Source organism: Microbacterium paraoxydans, assembly GCF_019056515.1.
In the GTDB taxonomy this organism is placed as follows: domain Bacteria; phylum Actinomycetota; class Actinomycetes; order Actinomycetales; family Microbacteriaceae; genus Microbacterium.
On sequence record NZ_CP064873.1, the window covers coordinates 2,110,522 to 2,125,382 of the forward strand.

Genomic DNA, 14,861 nt, shown 5'->3' on the forward strand with positions numbered 1-14,861 from the left:
GATGAGAGGATCGTCTCATGTCTTCGGTCGTCCGCCTGCTCCGTGCTCCCCTCCTCGCCGACACCCCGTACGCGTACGCCGCCACCGCCCCCGCTGACGCGCGTCTGGTCTTCCTGGCCGGAGCCTGCCCGTTGGAGGACGATGGGACGACCACCGCCCCCGGAGACTACGCCGCTCAGGCGGCACGGTGTGTCGAGACGCTGCAGGGCGCGCTCACGGCTGCCGGCGCCACTCTGACGGATGTCATCAGCACGCGGGTCCTGGTGGCCTCCTCCGCGCAGCGGGACCTCGTCACGGCCTGGGACATCGTCCACGCCGCGTTCGGGCCTCACGACGTCCCCAGCACCCTCCTCGGCGTGACTGTCCTCGGCTACGACGACCAGCTCGTCGAGATCGAGGCGGTCGCCGCTCTGCCCGCGGACCGTGCATGACCACCCTCATCCGACACGCGACGGATCAGGACCATGCCGTCCTGGAGGAGATCGAGCGCGCCGCTGACAGCCTTCTGACCGATCGCTTCGGTGCCGAGGACTGGCCCCCGCCGTCGACAGCCGACGACCGCCGGCGCGCCGAGGGATTCGTCCTGGTGGCCACCTGCTCCCCTACGACGGAGGCTTCCGGCGGACTCGAGGTGCCGGTCGGGTTCGTGCAGGTGCTGGAGGGACCCGGGTACGCCCATCTGGAGCAGTTGTCCGTCCACCCCGGCTCCGGTCGCCGCGGTATCGGTCGCGCCCTCGTCATGGCGGCCCAGGACGAGTCCCGCCGTCGGGGCCGCACACAGCTCACGCTGCGCACATACGCGGACGTCCCCTGGAACGCCCCTTTCTACTCCCGCTGCGGCTTCACGGAATCCACGCCGGACACCGACTTCCTCCGTGAGCTCGTCGCCGTCGAAGAGCGTCTGGGCCTGACCCGGTACGGACGGCGGATCCAGATGACCGCGGCGCTCTGACCGGCCACGACGGCAGGATTCGCGCGACGCACGACGGTATCCCTCGGTCGTCGGCGCCCGCGCGTCCCTAGTCTGGGCTCATGATCGATCGCCTTGACTACTTCGCCGCCCGCCTCGCCTTCGAGACCGACCCCAGCGACGTGCACGCCGACCGTGCCGCCGGCCGCGCTCTGGTCGTGGTCGACGTCCGCTCGAGCGAGGCGTTCGCTCAGGGGCGCGTGTCCGGCGCGCTCCACATGCCTCACAGCGAGATCGCGCACCGCGCCCCGGAGGAGATCCCGGCGGATGCTGAGGTCGTCGTCTACTGCTGGAGCCCCGGATGCAACGGCGGTGTCCGCGGCGCGCTCGAGTTCGCTCGTCTCGGCTATCGCGTGCGCGAGATGATCGGCGGCTTCGAGTACTGGGCCCGCGAGGGATATCCCATCGAAGACGCCGAGGGTGTGCACCACCGTCCCGTCGACCCGCTGACCGGGATCCCCCGCATCCGCACCCGCGTGTGAGCGGATCGCAGGAACGAAGAAGGCCCCCGGAGTGATCCGGGGGCCTTCGGGTTGTGAGGAGACTCAGCGGGCGAAGTTACCGCGGTAGTACTCGTAGACCCAGCCGACGATCGCGACCACGAAGATCGCGAGACCGATCGGGAGCAGGAAGTGACCGACCGCCAGGCCGACGACGAACACTCCCGCCGAAGCCGCGAGCACCAGCGGCCACCAGGACCACGGGCTGAACTCGCCGAGCTCGGGGTCACCGTCGTCGATGTCCGACGTGAGGATGTCCTCGGGCAGCTCACCGTTCTGCGCCTTGTGCGTCCGGTCGAGGTAGAAGGCGACCATCGCGCCCATGAAGGCCGAGAAGAACAGGGCGACGGTGCCGACCCACTCGATCTGGTTCACCAGCGGAAGCCCGGGATGAGCCAGGATGTTCCAGCCCGTGTAGACGACGCCGACGAGGGCGAAGAACGCGGTCAGGACCCACCAGATGATGACGTTGTCGCGCATGGCTCAGTGGCCCTCTCGCTCGCCGGGTGCGGTGGTCGCGAACTCCGCGGCCTCCGGGTGGTTCAGGTCGAACGCCGGACGCTCGCTGCGGATGCGCGGGATCGACGTGAAGTTGTGCCGCGGCGGCGGGCACGAGGTCGCCCACTCCAGCGAGGCACCGTAGCCCCAGGGGTCGTTCACGGTGACCTTCGGCGCCTTCCGCGCCGTGATCCAGACGTTCAGGAAGAACGGCAGCATCGAGGCGCCGAGGATGATCGCACCGATCGTCGAGACCTGGTTCTGCCACGTCCAGCCGTCCGCCGCGGAGTAGTCCGCGTAGCGACGCACCATGCCGTCGACACCGAGCCAGTGCTGGATGAGGAAGGTCATGTGGAAGCCGACGAACAGCATCCAGAAGTGCACGTAGCCGAGGCGCTCGTTCAGCATGCGACCCGTCCACTTCGGCCACCAGAAGTAGAAACCGGCGAACATCGCGAACACGACCGTGCCGAACACCACGTAGTGGAAGTGCGCCACGACGAAGTAGCTGTCGCTGAGGTGGAAGTCCAGCGGCGGGGCCGCGAGGATCACACCGGTGAGGCCACCGAAGACGAACGAAACGAGGAAGCCGAGCGAGAACACCATCGGGGTCTCGAACGTCACCGAGCCGCGCCACAGCGTCCCGATCCAGTTGAAGATCTTCACACCCGTGGGCACCGCGATGAGCATCGTCATCAGAGCGAAGAACGGCAGGAGCACGGAGCCGGTGACGTACATGTGGTGCGCCCACACGGCGACGGACAGGGCCGCGATCGCGATCGTCGCGTAGACCAGGGTCTTGTACCCGAAGATCGGCTTCCGGCTGAACACCGGGAAGATCTCCGAGACGATGCCGAAGAACGGCAGCGCGATGATGTAGACCTCGGGGTGTCCGAAGAACCAGAAGAGGTGCTGCCAGAGCAGGACACCGCCGTTGGCCGGGTCGTAGATGTGCGCACCGAGCACGCGGTCGGCGGCGGCGGCGAAGATCGCCGCGGCGAGGACCGGGAAGGCCATCAGGATCAGGAGGCTGGTGATGAGCGTGTTCCAGCTGAAGATCGGCATGCGCCACATCGTCATGCCGGGAGCACGCATCGTGATGATCGTCGTGATGAAGTTCACCGCACCGAGGATCGTGCCGAAGCCCGAGATGCCGAGACCGAGCATCCAGAGGTTTCCGCCCGCTCCTGGCGAGAACGACGCGTTGGCCAAGGGCTGATACGCGAACCAGCCGAACGAGGCCGCACCCTGCGGGGTGAGGAAGCCGGCGACCGCGATGGTCGAGCCGAACAGGAACAGCCAGAAGGCGAAGGCGTTCAGACGCGGGAAGGCGACGTCCGGAGCACCGATCTGCAGCGGCAGGATCGCATTAGCGAAGCCGGCGAACAGCGGCGTCGCGAACATCAGCAGCATGATCGTGCCGTGCATCGTGAACAGCTGGTTGTACTGCTCCTTCGTCGGGACGATCTGCATGCCCGGCGCGAACAGCTCGGCACGGATCACCAGCGCCATCACGCCACCCAGGAGGAAGAACATCACCGAGGCGATGAGGTACATGTACCCGATCGTCTTGTGGTCCGTGGAGGTGATCCACTTGACGACGATGTTGCCCTTCTGCTCGACGCGGGAGGAGCTCATCAGAGCAGCCTGGCGCGCGGGCAGGGTGGTGGGACGGGAGCGAGGTGCCTCGTCGGTGCGAGGAGCTTCAGTGGTCGACATGGCTTACTCCTCTCCTTCCTCGGTGTCGGTCTTCCCGGAGGTGCCGGGGAGGTTCGAGAGACGGTCGTACGCGTCGGTGATGTCCCCGGTGTTGCCCTCTTCCTCGAGGGACTCGAGGTAGGCGGCGTACTCGTCCTGCGAGACGACCTTCACGTTGAAGAGCATCATCGAGTGGTACTCGCCGCAGAGCTCGGCGCACTTGCCGGCGTACTCGCCCTCACGGGTGGGGATGAAGGACCAGGAGTTGTCCTTCCCGATGAACATGTCCTTCTTGTAGAGGAAGTCGATGATCCAGAAGGAGTGGATGACGTCGCGCGACTGCAGGTTGATGGTGACCTTCTGGTCGACCGGCAGCACCAGGGTCGGCAGCTCCGCCTGGTCGATGTTGCCTTCCGCGTCGGGCTGGGCCTGGATGCCCATGGTCCACACGGTGTCTTCCTCGGTCTCGCCGTTGTACTGGAAGTCCCATGCCCACTGCTTGGCGATCGCGGTGATCTCGACGTCGGGGTCGTCCCACTTCGTCTCGATCTCGGTCTGGTCGCGAGCCGTGAAGAAGAACATGCCCAGCACGAGGATGAGCGGCACGATCGTGTAGAAGATCTCGATCGGCATGTTGTAGCGCATCTGCACCGGGAGGCCGGTCTGGCCCTTGCGGCGGCGGTACGCGATCGCAGCCCAGGCCATGAGGCTCCAGGTGACGACACCCACCGCGAGGAGCACGATCCAGGAGTTCACCCAGAGGGACGACACGCGCTCCGTCTGGTTGGTTGCTGCCGGACCACCATCCACGAAGCCCGGAAGAAAGCCGTTCAGCTCGGTGGGAGTACATCCCGCCAGAGCCACAGCTGCCACAACTCCCACAGGGAGTGCGGCCCAACGAAGGCGGCGTTTCGAGGGCACGATGCACCTTTCAGATCGCGGACAAGGCATGTCCAAGTCTAGAGCAACCTCACACCTGATTCATGCCAACCATGCAGGTTGAGAAGCGGAACGGCCGCCGTCACGGGACGTGACGGCGGCCGTTCGCGGGAAGAACGTGTCAGTGGAAGCTGTCGCCGCAGGCGCAGCTGCCCGCCGCGTTCGGGTTGTCGATGGTGAAGCCCTGCTCCGAGATGGTGTCCTTGAAGTCGATCGAGGCGCCGTCGAGGTAGGGAACACTCATGTTGTCGACGATGACCTCGACACCGTCGAAGTCGACGGTCTCGTCGCCTTCGAGGTAGCGCTCGTCGAAGTAGAGCTGGTAGATCAGGCCCGAGCAGCCGCCGGGCTGCACGGCGACACGCAGACGGAGGTCGTCGCGGCCCTCCTGCTCGAGAAGGTTCTTCACCTTCGTGGCGGCGGCGTCCGTCAGCTTGACGCCGTGTGCGCGGGTGGTCTCTGCGGACAGGGTGGTGTCGCTCATGTCGCTCCTCGTGACGGGGCCGGGTACGTGCTCTTCGACGATTCTACCGCCGGTGCGGACGGAAGGCTCAGATCTCCCGCGCGTTCATGCGGGCGAGGAGCAGGGCCTCGGTCGCCACGGCATGCCGGAAGGTGTCGAGATGCAGAGACTCGTTCGGGCTGTGCGCGCGGGAGTGCGGATCCTCCACGCCCGTCACGAGGATCTGCGCCTCCGGGAACTCGCGCACGAGGTCGGCGATGAACGGGATCGACCCGCCGACGCCCAGGTCCACCGGAGCGACCCCATACCCGTCGCGCATCGCGTCGCGGGTGAGGGTGACCGCCCACCCGCTCGTGTCCACGAGGAAGGGGTTGCCGAGGTCGACGTCCGAGAAGGTCAGCTCGGCGCCGAACGGGGCGTGGGCACGGAGGTGCCGCTCGAGAGCCTCGTAGGCCTCCTGGCCGGACTGTCCGGGGGCGACACGTGCGCTGATGACCACGGTCACCTCCGGGAGCAGCGTGTTCGACGCCGCCGCGACGCTCGTCGCATCGATGCCGATCACGGTGACGGAGGGCTTGTTCCAGATGCGGCTGAGGATCGTGCCGTCGCCGATGGGCGTCGTCCCCGGGAGGAGCCCGGCCTCGTCGCGCAGCGTCTCCTCGGTGTACTCGGGTGTCTCGGCGTCCCGAGCGGTCATGCCCTCGACCGCGACGGAGCCGTCCTCGTTCCACAGGGTGGCGAGGAGACGCACGGTCGCCATCATCGCGTCGGGCACCGCGCCACCGAACATTCCAGAGTGGGACGCGTGGTCGAGCGTGCGCACCTTCAGGGTGAAGCGTGCGTTGCCGCGGAGGGAGACGGTCAGGCCCGGCGTGACGGAATCCCAGTTGCCCGAGTCCGCGACGACGATCGCATCGGCGCGGAGGGCGTCCTTGTTGTCGGAGAGGAATTGCGCGAAGGACCGCGAACCGTACTCCTCCTCCCCCTCGACGAACATCGCGATCCCGAGGTCGAGGTCGTCGCCGAGCACGTCGGCGACCGCGCGGATCGCGCCGATGTGGGCCATGATGCCGGCCTTGTCGTCCGCGGCGCCGCGTCCGTACAGGCGGCCGTCACGCACCGTCGGCTCGAACGGCGGCGTCTCCCACAGGGCGTCCTCCCCCGGAGGCTGCACGTCGTGGTGGGCGTAGAGGAGGATCGTCGGCTTCCCGTTCCGCGCCGCGCGCGTCGCGAGGACGGCGGGCTGGCCCTGCTCGTCGGTGCCGGGGATGTCGGCACGGAGCACCCTCACCTCGTCGAAGACACCGGTGCCGCGCGCGAGCGTGGCGACGGCGTCGGCGCTGCGCTCGAGCTGCGTCTGGTCGAAGGCCGGCCAGGCCATGCCGGGAATGCGCACGAGGTTCCCGAGGTCCGACAGCGCGGACGGGATACCGGTGGCGACTGCTTCGAGGACGGCGGCGTCGGACTCGCTGGGAAGTGCAGGTGAGGTCATGCGAGTAATCTTAAGGCGACCCACCCCAGCGAACCGAGGAACCTCGTGGCCACTACCCCCGCCTCCCCTTCGACGAACGACGACGCCCCCCAGACGCCTGCCGTCGGCAAGGGACGCGCGACGCCGACCCGCGCCGAGCAGGAGGCCGCCCGCCGCCGCCCCCTCGTGGCGAACACGAAGGAGGCCAAGGCCGCGGCCCGCGCCGAGCTCAACGAGCGCCGCGCGAAGGCACAGGCCGGCATGGCCGCCGGTGAGGAGAAGTACCTCCCCGCGCGCGACAAGGGCCCGCAGCGTCGATGGGTGCGCGACTACGTCGATGCCGGCTGGCACCCCGCCGAGTTCGTCATGGGCGTCATGGTCCTCGTCATCCTGGCCTCGCTGCTGCCGACGAACATGATGATCTCGTTCTACGCGTACCTGTTCATGATGGTGTACCTCGTGATCGCGATCGGCGGCATGATCCTCCTCGGCATGCGGGTCAAGCGCAAGGCGGCCGCGAAGTTCGGCAAGGACCGCGTCGAGAAGGGTCTCGGCTGGTACGCCGGCATGCGGGCTCTGCAGATGCGCTTCATGCGCCTGCCCAAGCCGCAGGTCAAGCGGGGGCAGTACCCCGACTGACCAGTCCGCGGTTGATCTCGCGGCCCCAGAACGGGCCGCGGTAGAGGAACGCCGTGTAGCCCTGGACCAGGGTCGCCCCGGCATCCAGACGCTCCTGCACATCGGCGGCCGTCTCCACACCGCCCACCGCGATCACGCAGAAGTCCTCCGGCACCGCCGCACGGACGACCCGGAGCACCTCCAGCGACCGCTGCTTGAGCGGAGCCCCCGAGAGCCCCCCGGCGCCGGCCGCTTCGACGACGGCCGCATCGGTCCGCAGGCCGTCACGGCTGATCGTCGTGTTGTGGGCGATGATGCCCGCGAGCCCTTCGTCGACCGCGAGCCGCGCGATCGCGGTGATCTCGTCATCCGGCAGATCGGGGGCGATCTTCACGAGCAGCGGAGTGGACGCGGCCGCGTCACGGACGGCGCGCAGCAGCGGCGCCAGGGTCTCGACCGCCTGCAGGCCCCGCAGCCCTGGGGTGTTCGGCGACGAGACGTTGACCGCGAGATAGTCGGCGAGCGGAGCGAGTCTGGTGGCGGAGGCGACGTAGTCGGCGACCGCGTCCTCGACGTCCACCACGCGGCTCTTGCCGATGTTCACGCCGATCACCGTGTCCGGCGCGCCGCGGCGGAGCCGGGCGAGGCGGCGGGCTGCGGCATCCGCGCCCCGGTTGTTGAAGCCCATGCGGTTGATGACCGCCCGGTCCTCGACCAGCCGGAACAGGCGCGGCTTCGGGTTGCCCTCCTGCGGGACTGCCGTGATCGTGCCGACCTCGACGTGGCCGAAGCCGAGCGCCGCGAGTCCGCGGACCCCGACGGCGTTCTTGTCGAACCCGGCGGCGACGCCGAACGGTGACGGGAACGTGAGCCCGAGGGCTTCGACCCGCAGCGAGGGGTCCGGGCGGGTCATCGCACGGGTGGCCCACGAGAACGGCGGCACACCGAGGACGCGGATCACCGCCATGCCGGCGTGGTGGGCGAACTCGGGGTCGAAGCGCGAGAGGACGGCGCGGAAGAGCAGCGGATACATCCCTGCCAGATTACCGGTCCGCCGCCTCCGCCTTCGCGTGGTCGGCCCGGAGGTCGCTGATCGCGGACTCGAAGTCCTCGAGCGAGTCGAACGCCTGGTAGACGCTCGCGAAGCGGAGGAAGGCGACCTCGTCGAGCTCACGCAGCGGGCCGAGGATGGCGAGGCCGATCTCGTTCGTGTCGAGCTGGGAGACCCCCGTCTGCCGGACCGCCTCCTCCACGCGCTGAGCGAGGATCGCCAGGTCCGCCTCCGTCACGGGACGCCCCTGGCAGGCCTTCCGCACGCCGGAGATGACCTTCTCCCTGCTGAAGGGCTCCATGACGCCGGAGCGCTTGATGACGTTCAGGCTCGCGGTCTCCGTCGTGGAGAACCGTCCGCCGCATTCCGGACACTGTCGACGCCGACGGATGGACAGGCCGTCGTCGCTGGTGCGCGAGTCGATGACGCGCGAATCGGGGTGACGGCAGAAGGGGCAGTGCATCTGACAGATCCTACGCGGTGAAACGGGCCTCGATCGCCTCGCCGTGGGCGGGGAGCACCTCGGTGTCGGCCAATGCGACCACGCCCTCCCGGACCGCCGCCAGAGCGGCACGGTCGTACGAGACGACCTGCTGCGGGCGGAGGAACGTGTAGGCGCCCAGGCCCGGGGCGTAGCGCGCCTGCCCTCCGGTGGGCAGGACGTGGTTGCTCCCGGCCATGTAGTCGCCGAGGCTGACCGGGGTCTGATCGCCGACGAAGAGGGCACCGGCGCTCGTGAACGCGGCTGCCGCCTCCTCCGCATCCGCGAGGTGCAGTTCCAGGTGCTCCGGGGCATACGCGTTGCTGAACGCGACAGCCATCGCCCGATCGTCCACGAGCACGATCGCCGACTGCGGTCCGGACAGTGCGGCCGCGACGCGCTCGCTGTGCCGCGTGCGCCCCGCCTGCCGTTCGACCTCTCCCCTGACCTGCTCCGCGATCTCCGCGGAGTCCGTCACGAGGACGGCAGAGGCCTGCTCGTCGTGCTCGGCCTGGCTCACGAGGTCGGCGGCGATGAGCCGCGGGTCGGACGTGGCGTCCGCGACGACGAGGATCTCGGTGGCCCCGGCTTCGGAGTCCGTGCCGACCACGCCCGCGACGGCGCGCTTCGCGGAGGCGACGTAGTTGTTGCCCGGTCCGGACACGACGTCGACGGGATCGAGTCCCAGGCTTCCGACGCCGTGGGCGAGGGCTCCGATGGCTCCGGCTCCGCCCATGGCATAGACCTCGGAGACCCCGAGCAGCGCGGCCGCAGCCAGGATGGTCGGGTGCACGCGGCCGTCCTCATCCGCCTGCGGTGGCGAGGCGAGGGCGATCTGCTGCACCCCGGCGACCTGCGCGGGCACGACGTTCATGACGACGCTCGACGGGTAGACGGCCTTGCCGCCGGGGATGTAGACCCCGACGCGGGAGACCGGCTGCCAGCGCTGCGTGATGGTCGCGCCGTCGCCGAAACGTGTGACCTGCGGGGCCGGCACCTGCGCGGCCGACGCCGATCGCACGCGTCGGATCGCCTCCTCCAGGGCCGCGCGCACTGTGGGGGCCAGCCCCTCCAGAGCTTCCTGGAGGTGGGACGCGGGCACCCGCACCGCGTGGCCGGTGACGCGGTCGAAGCGCTCCGCCTGCTCGCGGAGGGCCTCCTCGCCGCGCTCCCGGACATCGTCGACGAGACGCGCGGCGGTGTCCAGAGCCTCGGCCCGCGCCTGAGTCGCGCGCGGGACGGCCGCGAGCATGTCGGCGGGCGAGAGCTCGCGCCCCCGCAGATCGATCGTGCGCATGTCAGCCCTTCGTGATGCCGGCGATGTCGTGGAGGTAGCCGATGCGGCCGTCGTCATGACGGACCACGAACGCGCCGCCCCGATCCTCGATCACGAGGGCCCAGGCCGTCGGACCGATACGGAAGATCGGCTCGCCGCGCTCGTCGTGCACGTCGCGCTCCGTCGGCGCGAGGATCCAGAAGGGCTGCGCCACGTCCGCGTTCTCGCGCGGCGCGGCGTACCCGTCCTCACGGCTGTCGCCGACGACCGGGTGCACGGCCGTCGCGTCGTCCGCCTCCGGTTCCCGGTATGCGGCGAGCTCTTCCTCGGTGAGCGCCTTGGCTCCGAGGAGGGACTCGATGCTGCCGGTGTCCGACACGATCTCGGGCTGCTCGCCACGGGAGCGACGCGAGTACGGCGGGGCGTACTCCGGCTCGGAGGAGACGGGAACGGTTCCGGTTCCCCCTCCGGAGGCGTGCGCGGTGAGCGGGACCCGACCCGCGTCGTCCGCGATCCCGCCGTCGGCGGCGTCATCGGAGCCTTCATCGGAGGCCGCATCAGCGGTGCGGGCCTCTGCAGGAGCGACATCCGCCGTCGACGATGCGCTGTCGGGAGTCGCGATCACGGCGGTCACATCCTCCGCCGGAGCCGCGGTGGCCACGGACGGCGACGCGTCGGCCTCCGCGGCGGCGGTGGTGTCCGTGGTCGTCTCGGGACGCGGACGAGGGATCACGGGACGGACCGGGTTCGCGTTGCGGTGCGCGAGAGTGACGAGCCGCCCCTGGAAGTCCTCCTTGAGGCCCGGGATGAGCGGGGCGAAGACGGTGAGCACGACGAGCGCGGTCGACGTGATGACTTGCACGACGGCGTTCCAGGGCAGACCCCAGTTGCCGGTGGAGATGACGGCCGAGAGGGCGAGCCACAGGTTGCCGGCCCACACGCACGCCGAGACGGAGAAGGCCACGGAGGCGAACTGATCGATGCCGAGCGACCCCACGCGGCGGATGCCGTCGGGCGAGAACCGCCGGAGCACGAGGAGGAACACGGCGACCGTCGGCACGCCGATCGGCAGGATCCACTGGATGCCGATGCCCCAGAGCGAGATCCCCCCGCTGAGTGGGAAGAAGGACACGAGGAAGGAGACCAGCCAGACTCCGACGATCAGCAGCTCGCGCAGCGTGAATCCGAGGATACCGTACTCCGGCGTGACCTCGTCGTCGTAGAGGACGCCGTCCTCGTCGCTGAACACCGCCTCGGCATCCGGCTCGGGAAGATCCGTGCTCATAGTCGTCCTTTCCTCATCGGCGCACCACGACTTTCCGGTGCTCTCGACGGCTCCCGATCCTACCCGCTCACCCCAGACAGGTTGGTCCGAGCAGCGACTTGAGGTCGCCGAAGAGGTCGGCCGACACCTTCACGGGCATGGGCACCTCGAACACCTTCGCGGTGCCTCCGCGGTGCACGCGGAGCAGCACCTCGGTGTCGCCGCTGTGCCGTCGGAGCACCTCGGCCAGCTCGGTCATGACCCGTTCCGTCGCGCGCTGCTCGGCGAGGACGAGCGACAGGGGCCCTGCCGCATCGAAGGAGCCGACGTCGGGGGCGAAGGCGGACTGGGCATGCAGGTTCAGGCCGTCGTCGCGGCGGGAGACGCGCCCACGCACGGCGAGGATCGCATCCTGCTGCAGCGTGTGCTGGAACTCGAGGTAGGTCTTTCCCATGAACATCACGGTGACCTCGCCGTTGAAGTCCTCCACGGTGATCATGCCGTAGGGGTTGCCGCTCGCCTTCGCCACACGGTGCTGCACGCTCGTGACGAGGCCCGCCACGGTGACCTGATCGCCGTCCTGCAGGTCCTCGGAGTTGTTGAGGTCGTGGATCGAGATCGAGGCGTGCTTGGCCAGCGGCACCTCGAGACCCGCGAGCGGGTGATCCGAGACGTAGAGGCCGAGCATCTCGCGCTCGAAGGCGAGCTTGTCCTTCTTGATCCACTCCGGACGCGGAGGGACCTTCGCGGGTGCCGCCTCCTCCATGCCGTCATAGAGACTGTCGAAGTCGAACCCGATGGCGCCCTGCGCCTCGTTGCGCTTCCTGTCGACGGCCGCCTCCACGGCGTCTTCGTGGATCTCGAGGAGCGCCCGACGGGTGTCCCCCATCGAGTCGAAGGCGCCGGCCTTGATGAGCGACTCCACCGTGCGCTTGTTGGCGACGTGCAGCGGCACCGTGTCGAGGAAGTGATGGAAGGAGGTGAACCGCTCATCCTTGCGCGACTGCACGATGCCGTCGACGACGTTCGTGCCGACGTTTCTGACCGCCCCGAGACCGAAGCGGATGTCGTCGCCGACGGCCGCGAAGAAGTTGATCGACTCCGAGACGTCCGGCGGGAGCACCTTGATCCCCATCCGGCGGCACTCGTTCAGGTAGAGCGCCATCTTGTCCTTCGAGTCGCCGACGCTCGTGAGGAGGGCGGCCATGTACTCGGCCGGGTAGTGCGCCTTGAGGTAGGCGGTCCAGTACGACACGAGCCCGTAGGCAGCGGAGTGCGCTTTGTTGAAGGCGTAGTCCGAGAACGGCAGGAGGATGTCCCAGAGAGCCTTGACCGCTCCCTCCCCGAAGCCGCGCTCGGTCATGCCCGCCGCGAAACCGGCGTACTGCTTGTCCAGCTCGGACTTCTTCTTCTTTCCCATCGCTCGGCGCAGGATGTCTGCCTGACCGAGGCTGAACCCGGCCACCTTCTGCGCGATCGCCATGACCTGCTCCTGGTAGATGATGAGCCCGTAGGACTCCTCCAGGATCTCGGCGAGCGGCTCCGCCAGCTCGGGGTGGATCGGGGTGATCTCCTGCTGCCCGTTCTTGCGCAGCGCGTAGTTGGTGTGGGAGTTGGCTCCCATCGGCCCGGGACGGTACAGCGCGATGAGGGCCGAGATGTCTCCGAAGTTGTCGGGCTTCATGAGCCGCATCAGCGAGCGCAGCGGCGGACTGTCGAGCTGGAAGACGCCGAGCGTGTCGCCGCGGGCCAGCAGTTCGTAGACGGCGGGGTCATCGAGACCGAGGTGCTCGAGATCGAGCTCCTCGCCCCGGTTCATGCGGATGTTGTCGAGCGCGTCCGAGATGATCGTAAGGTTCCGGAGGCCCAGGAAGTCCATCTTGATCAGACCGAGGGACTCGCACGACGGATAGTCGAACTGCGTGACGATCTGACCGTCCTGCTCGCGACGCATGATCGGGATGATGTCGAGCAGGGGCTCGGACGACATGATGACGCCGGCGGCGTGCACGCCCCACTGCCGCTTCAGCCCCTCGAGGCCGAGCGCGCGGTCGAAGACCGTCTTCGCCTCGGGGTCGGTCTCGATGAGAGCCCGGAACTCGCTCGCCTCCTTGTAGCGCGGGTGCGCGGAGTCGAACATGCCGTCGAGGGGCATGTCCTTCCCCATGACGGCCGGGGGCATCGCCTTGGTGAGCCGCTCCCCCATGCTGAACGGGAAGCCGAGGACACGACCGGCGTCCTTGAGGGCCTGCTTCGACTTGATCGTGCCGTACGTGACGATCTGTGCGACCCGCTCGGACCCGTACTTCCTGGTCACGTACTCGATGACCTCGCCGCGGCGGCGGTCGTCGAAGTCGACGTCGAAGTCGGGCATCGACACGCGGTCCGGGTTGAGGAACCGCTCGAAGATCAGACCGTGCTCGAGAGGGTCGAGGTCGGTGATCTTCATCGCATAGGCGACCATCGAACCCGCACCGGAGCCGCGCCCCGGACCGACCCGGATGCCGTTGTCCTTGGCCCAGTTGATGAAGTCGGCGACGACGAGGAAGTACCCGGGGAAGCCCATCTGGAGGATGATGCCGGTCTCGTACTCGGCCTGCTTGCGCACCTTGTCCGGGATGCCGTTCGGGTACCGGTAGTGGAGGCCCTTCTCGACCTCCTTGATGAGCCAGCTGTCCTCGGTCTCGCCCTCGGGGACCGGGAACCGCGGCATGTAGTTCGCCGAGGTGTTGAACTCCACCTCGCAGCGCTCGGCGATCAGGAGCGTGTTGTCGCAGGCCTCCGGGTGGTCCCGGAAGAGCTGCCGCATCTCGGCCGCGGTCTTGATGTAGTACCCGTCGCCGTCGAACTTGAAGCGGTTCGGGTCGTCGAGCGTGGAGCCGGACTGCACGCACAGCAGGGCCGCGTGGGCGTCGGCCTCGTGCTGGTGGGTGTAGTGCGAGTCGTTGGTCGCCACGAGCGGGATGCCGAGGTCTTTCGCGAGACGCAGCAGATCCGTCATGACCCGGCGCTCGATCGACAGGCCGTGGTCCATGATCTCGGCGAAGTAGTTCTCCTTGCCGAAGATGTCCTGGAACTCCGCTGCGGCCGCGCGGGCGGCGTCGTACTGGCCGAGCCGCAGCCGCGTCTGCACCTCTCCGGACGGGCACCCCGTCGTGGCGATGAGCCCCTTGCCGTACGTCTGGAGCAGCTCGCGGTCCATACGCGGCTTGAAGTAGTACCCCTCCATGCTCGACAGCGAGCTCAGCCGGAAGAGGTTGTGCATGCCCTCCGTGCTCTGGCTCCACATGGTCATGTGGGTGTACGCGCCCGAACCCGACACGTCGTCGCTGCGCTGGTCTGCCGAGCCCCACTGCACGCGGGTCTTGTCGCTGCGGTGCGTGCCCGGGGTGACGTACGCCTCGAGGCCCACGATGGGCTTGATGCCGGCGTTGCGCGCGGCGTTGTAGAACTCGAACGCCGCGAAGGTGTTCCCGTGGTCCGTCACCGCGATCGCCGGCATGCCGTAATCGGCGGCCGCCTGCGTCATCGCGTTGATCTTCGCAGCCCCGTCGAGCATCGAGTACTCGCTGTGCACGTGCAGGTGGACGAAGGAGTCGGATGCCATGCTTCGAGTCTACGTACGGCCATCG

14 protein-coding genes are annotated in these 14,861 nt (G+C 68.4%); 4 read left to right on the forward strand and 10 right to left on the reverse strand.

Annotated features, from left to right (window positions below; translation table 11 throughout):
* Positions 1-17 precede the first annotated feature (17 nt).
* The 3 genes from IZR02_RS10165 to IZR02_RS10175 all read left to right on the forward strand — a co-directional run bounded on the left by IZR02_RS10165 (position 18) and on the right by IZR02_RS10175 (position 1,452).
* Positions 18-431 carry a RidA family protein gene (locus IZR02_RS10165; RefSeq protein ID WP_025105061.1) on the forward strand — a complete coding sequence of 138 codons (414 nt, stop codon included), beginning with the start codon at positions 18-20 and terminating at the stop codon, positions 429-431.
* Positions 428-952, forward strand: coding sequence for a GNAT family N-acetyltransferase (locus tag IZR02_RS10170; protein ID WP_025105062.1), 525 nt, complete (start codon positions 428-430; stop codon positions 950-952). The genes IZR02_RS10165 and IZR02_RS10170 overlap by 4 nt, the downstream gene beginning before the upstream one ends.
* Positions 953-1,032: 80 nt before the next feature.
* Positions 1,033-1,452, forward strand: coding sequence for a rhodanese-like domain-containing protein (locus IZR02_RS10175; protein ID WP_025105063.1), 420 nt, complete (start codon positions 1,033-1,035; stop codon positions 1,450-1,452).
* Between the two features lie 63 nt (positions 1,453-1,515).
* Here the strand turns inward: IZR02_RS10175 and IZR02_RS10180 are convergent, their stop codons facing one another.
* From IZR02_RS10180 to IZR02_RS10200, 5 genes are all read right to left on the reverse strand, one after another.
* Positions 1,516-1,950, reverse strand: a complete 435-nt coding sequence (locus tag IZR02_RS10180) for a cytochrome c oxidase subunit 4 (RefSeq protein ID WP_025105064.1) — start codon at positions 1,948-1,950, stop codon at positions 1,516-1,518.
* 3 nt (positions 1,951-1,953) lie between these two features.
* The gene (gene ctaD, locus IZR02_RS10185; protein WP_025105065.1) at positions 1,954-3,687 is read right to left on the reverse strand and encodes an aa3-type cytochrome oxidase subunit I; all 1,734 of its coding nucleotides are present in this window, start codon (positions 3,685-3,687) and stop codon (positions 1,954-1,956) included.
* A gap of 3 nt (positions 3,688-3,690) precedes the next feature.
* Positions 3,691-4,617 (reverse strand): aa3-type cytochrome oxidase subunit II, encoded by a 927-nt coding sequence (gene ctaC / locus IZR02_RS10190; protein ID WP_051582271.1) that lies wholly within the window; start codon positions 4,615-4,617, stop codon positions 3,691-3,693.
* A gap of 109 nt (positions 4,618-4,726) precedes the next feature.
* Positions 4,727-5,089: an iron-sulfur cluster insertion protein ErpA gene (gene erpA / locus IZR02_RS10195; protein ID WP_025105067.1), complete on the reverse strand. Its 363-nt coding sequence runs from the start codon at positions 5,087-5,089 to the stop codon at positions 4,727-4,729.
* A 67-nt stretch (positions 5,090-5,156) separates the two neighbouring features.
* Entirely contained in the window at positions 5,157-6,560 is a 1,404-nt protein-coding gene (locus IZR02_RS10200) for a dipeptidase (protein ID WP_025105068.1), read from the reverse strand.
* A 45-nt stretch (positions 6,561-6,605) separates the two neighbouring features.
* Between IZR02_RS10200 and IZR02_RS10205 the strand changes: the two genes are divergently transcribed.
* Complete coding sequence (locus IZR02_RS10205; protein ID WP_025105069.1) at positions 6,606-7,178, forward strand: DUF3043 domain-containing protein; 573 nt, start codon at positions 6,606-6,608, stop codon at positions 7,176-7,178.
* Here IZR02_RS10205 and IZR02_RS10210 read toward each other — a convergent pair.
* The 5 genes from IZR02_RS10210 to dnaE form a co-directional block, all read right to left on the reverse strand.
* Entirely contained in the window at positions 7,153-8,190 is a 1,038-nt protein-coding gene (locus tag IZR02_RS10210) for a quinone-dependent dihydroorotate dehydrogenase (protein WP_025105070.1), read from the reverse strand. The genes IZR02_RS10205 and IZR02_RS10210 overlap by 26 nt on opposite strands.
* Before the next feature lie 10 nt (positions 8,191-8,200).
* Entirely contained in the window at positions 8,201-8,671 is a 471-nt protein-coding gene (gene nrdR, locus IZR02_RS10215) for a transcriptional regulator NrdR (RefSeq protein WP_025105071.1), read from the reverse strand.
* 10 nt (positions 8,672-8,681) lie between these two features.
* Positions 8,682-9,986 (reverse strand): histidinol dehydrogenase, encoded by a 1,305-nt coding sequence (hisD, locus tag IZR02_RS10220; RefSeq protein ID WP_025105072.1) that lies wholly within the window; start codon positions 9,984-9,986, stop codon positions 8,682-8,684.
* A 1-nt stretch (position 9,987) separates the two neighbouring features.
* Positions 9,988-11,250, reverse strand: a complete 1,263-nt coding sequence (locus IZR02_RS10225) for a hypothetical protein (RefSeq protein ID WP_025105073.1) — start codon at positions 11,248-11,250, stop codon at positions 9,988-9,990.
* 67 nt (positions 11,251-11,317) lie between these two features.
* A complete protein-coding gene (gene dnaE, locus IZR02_RS10230; protein ID WP_025105074.1) occupies positions 11,318-14,836 on the reverse strand; it encodes a DNA polymerase III subunit alpha in 3,519 nt (1,172 codons plus the stop codon).
* Positions 14,837-14,861 lie beyond the last annotated feature (25 nt).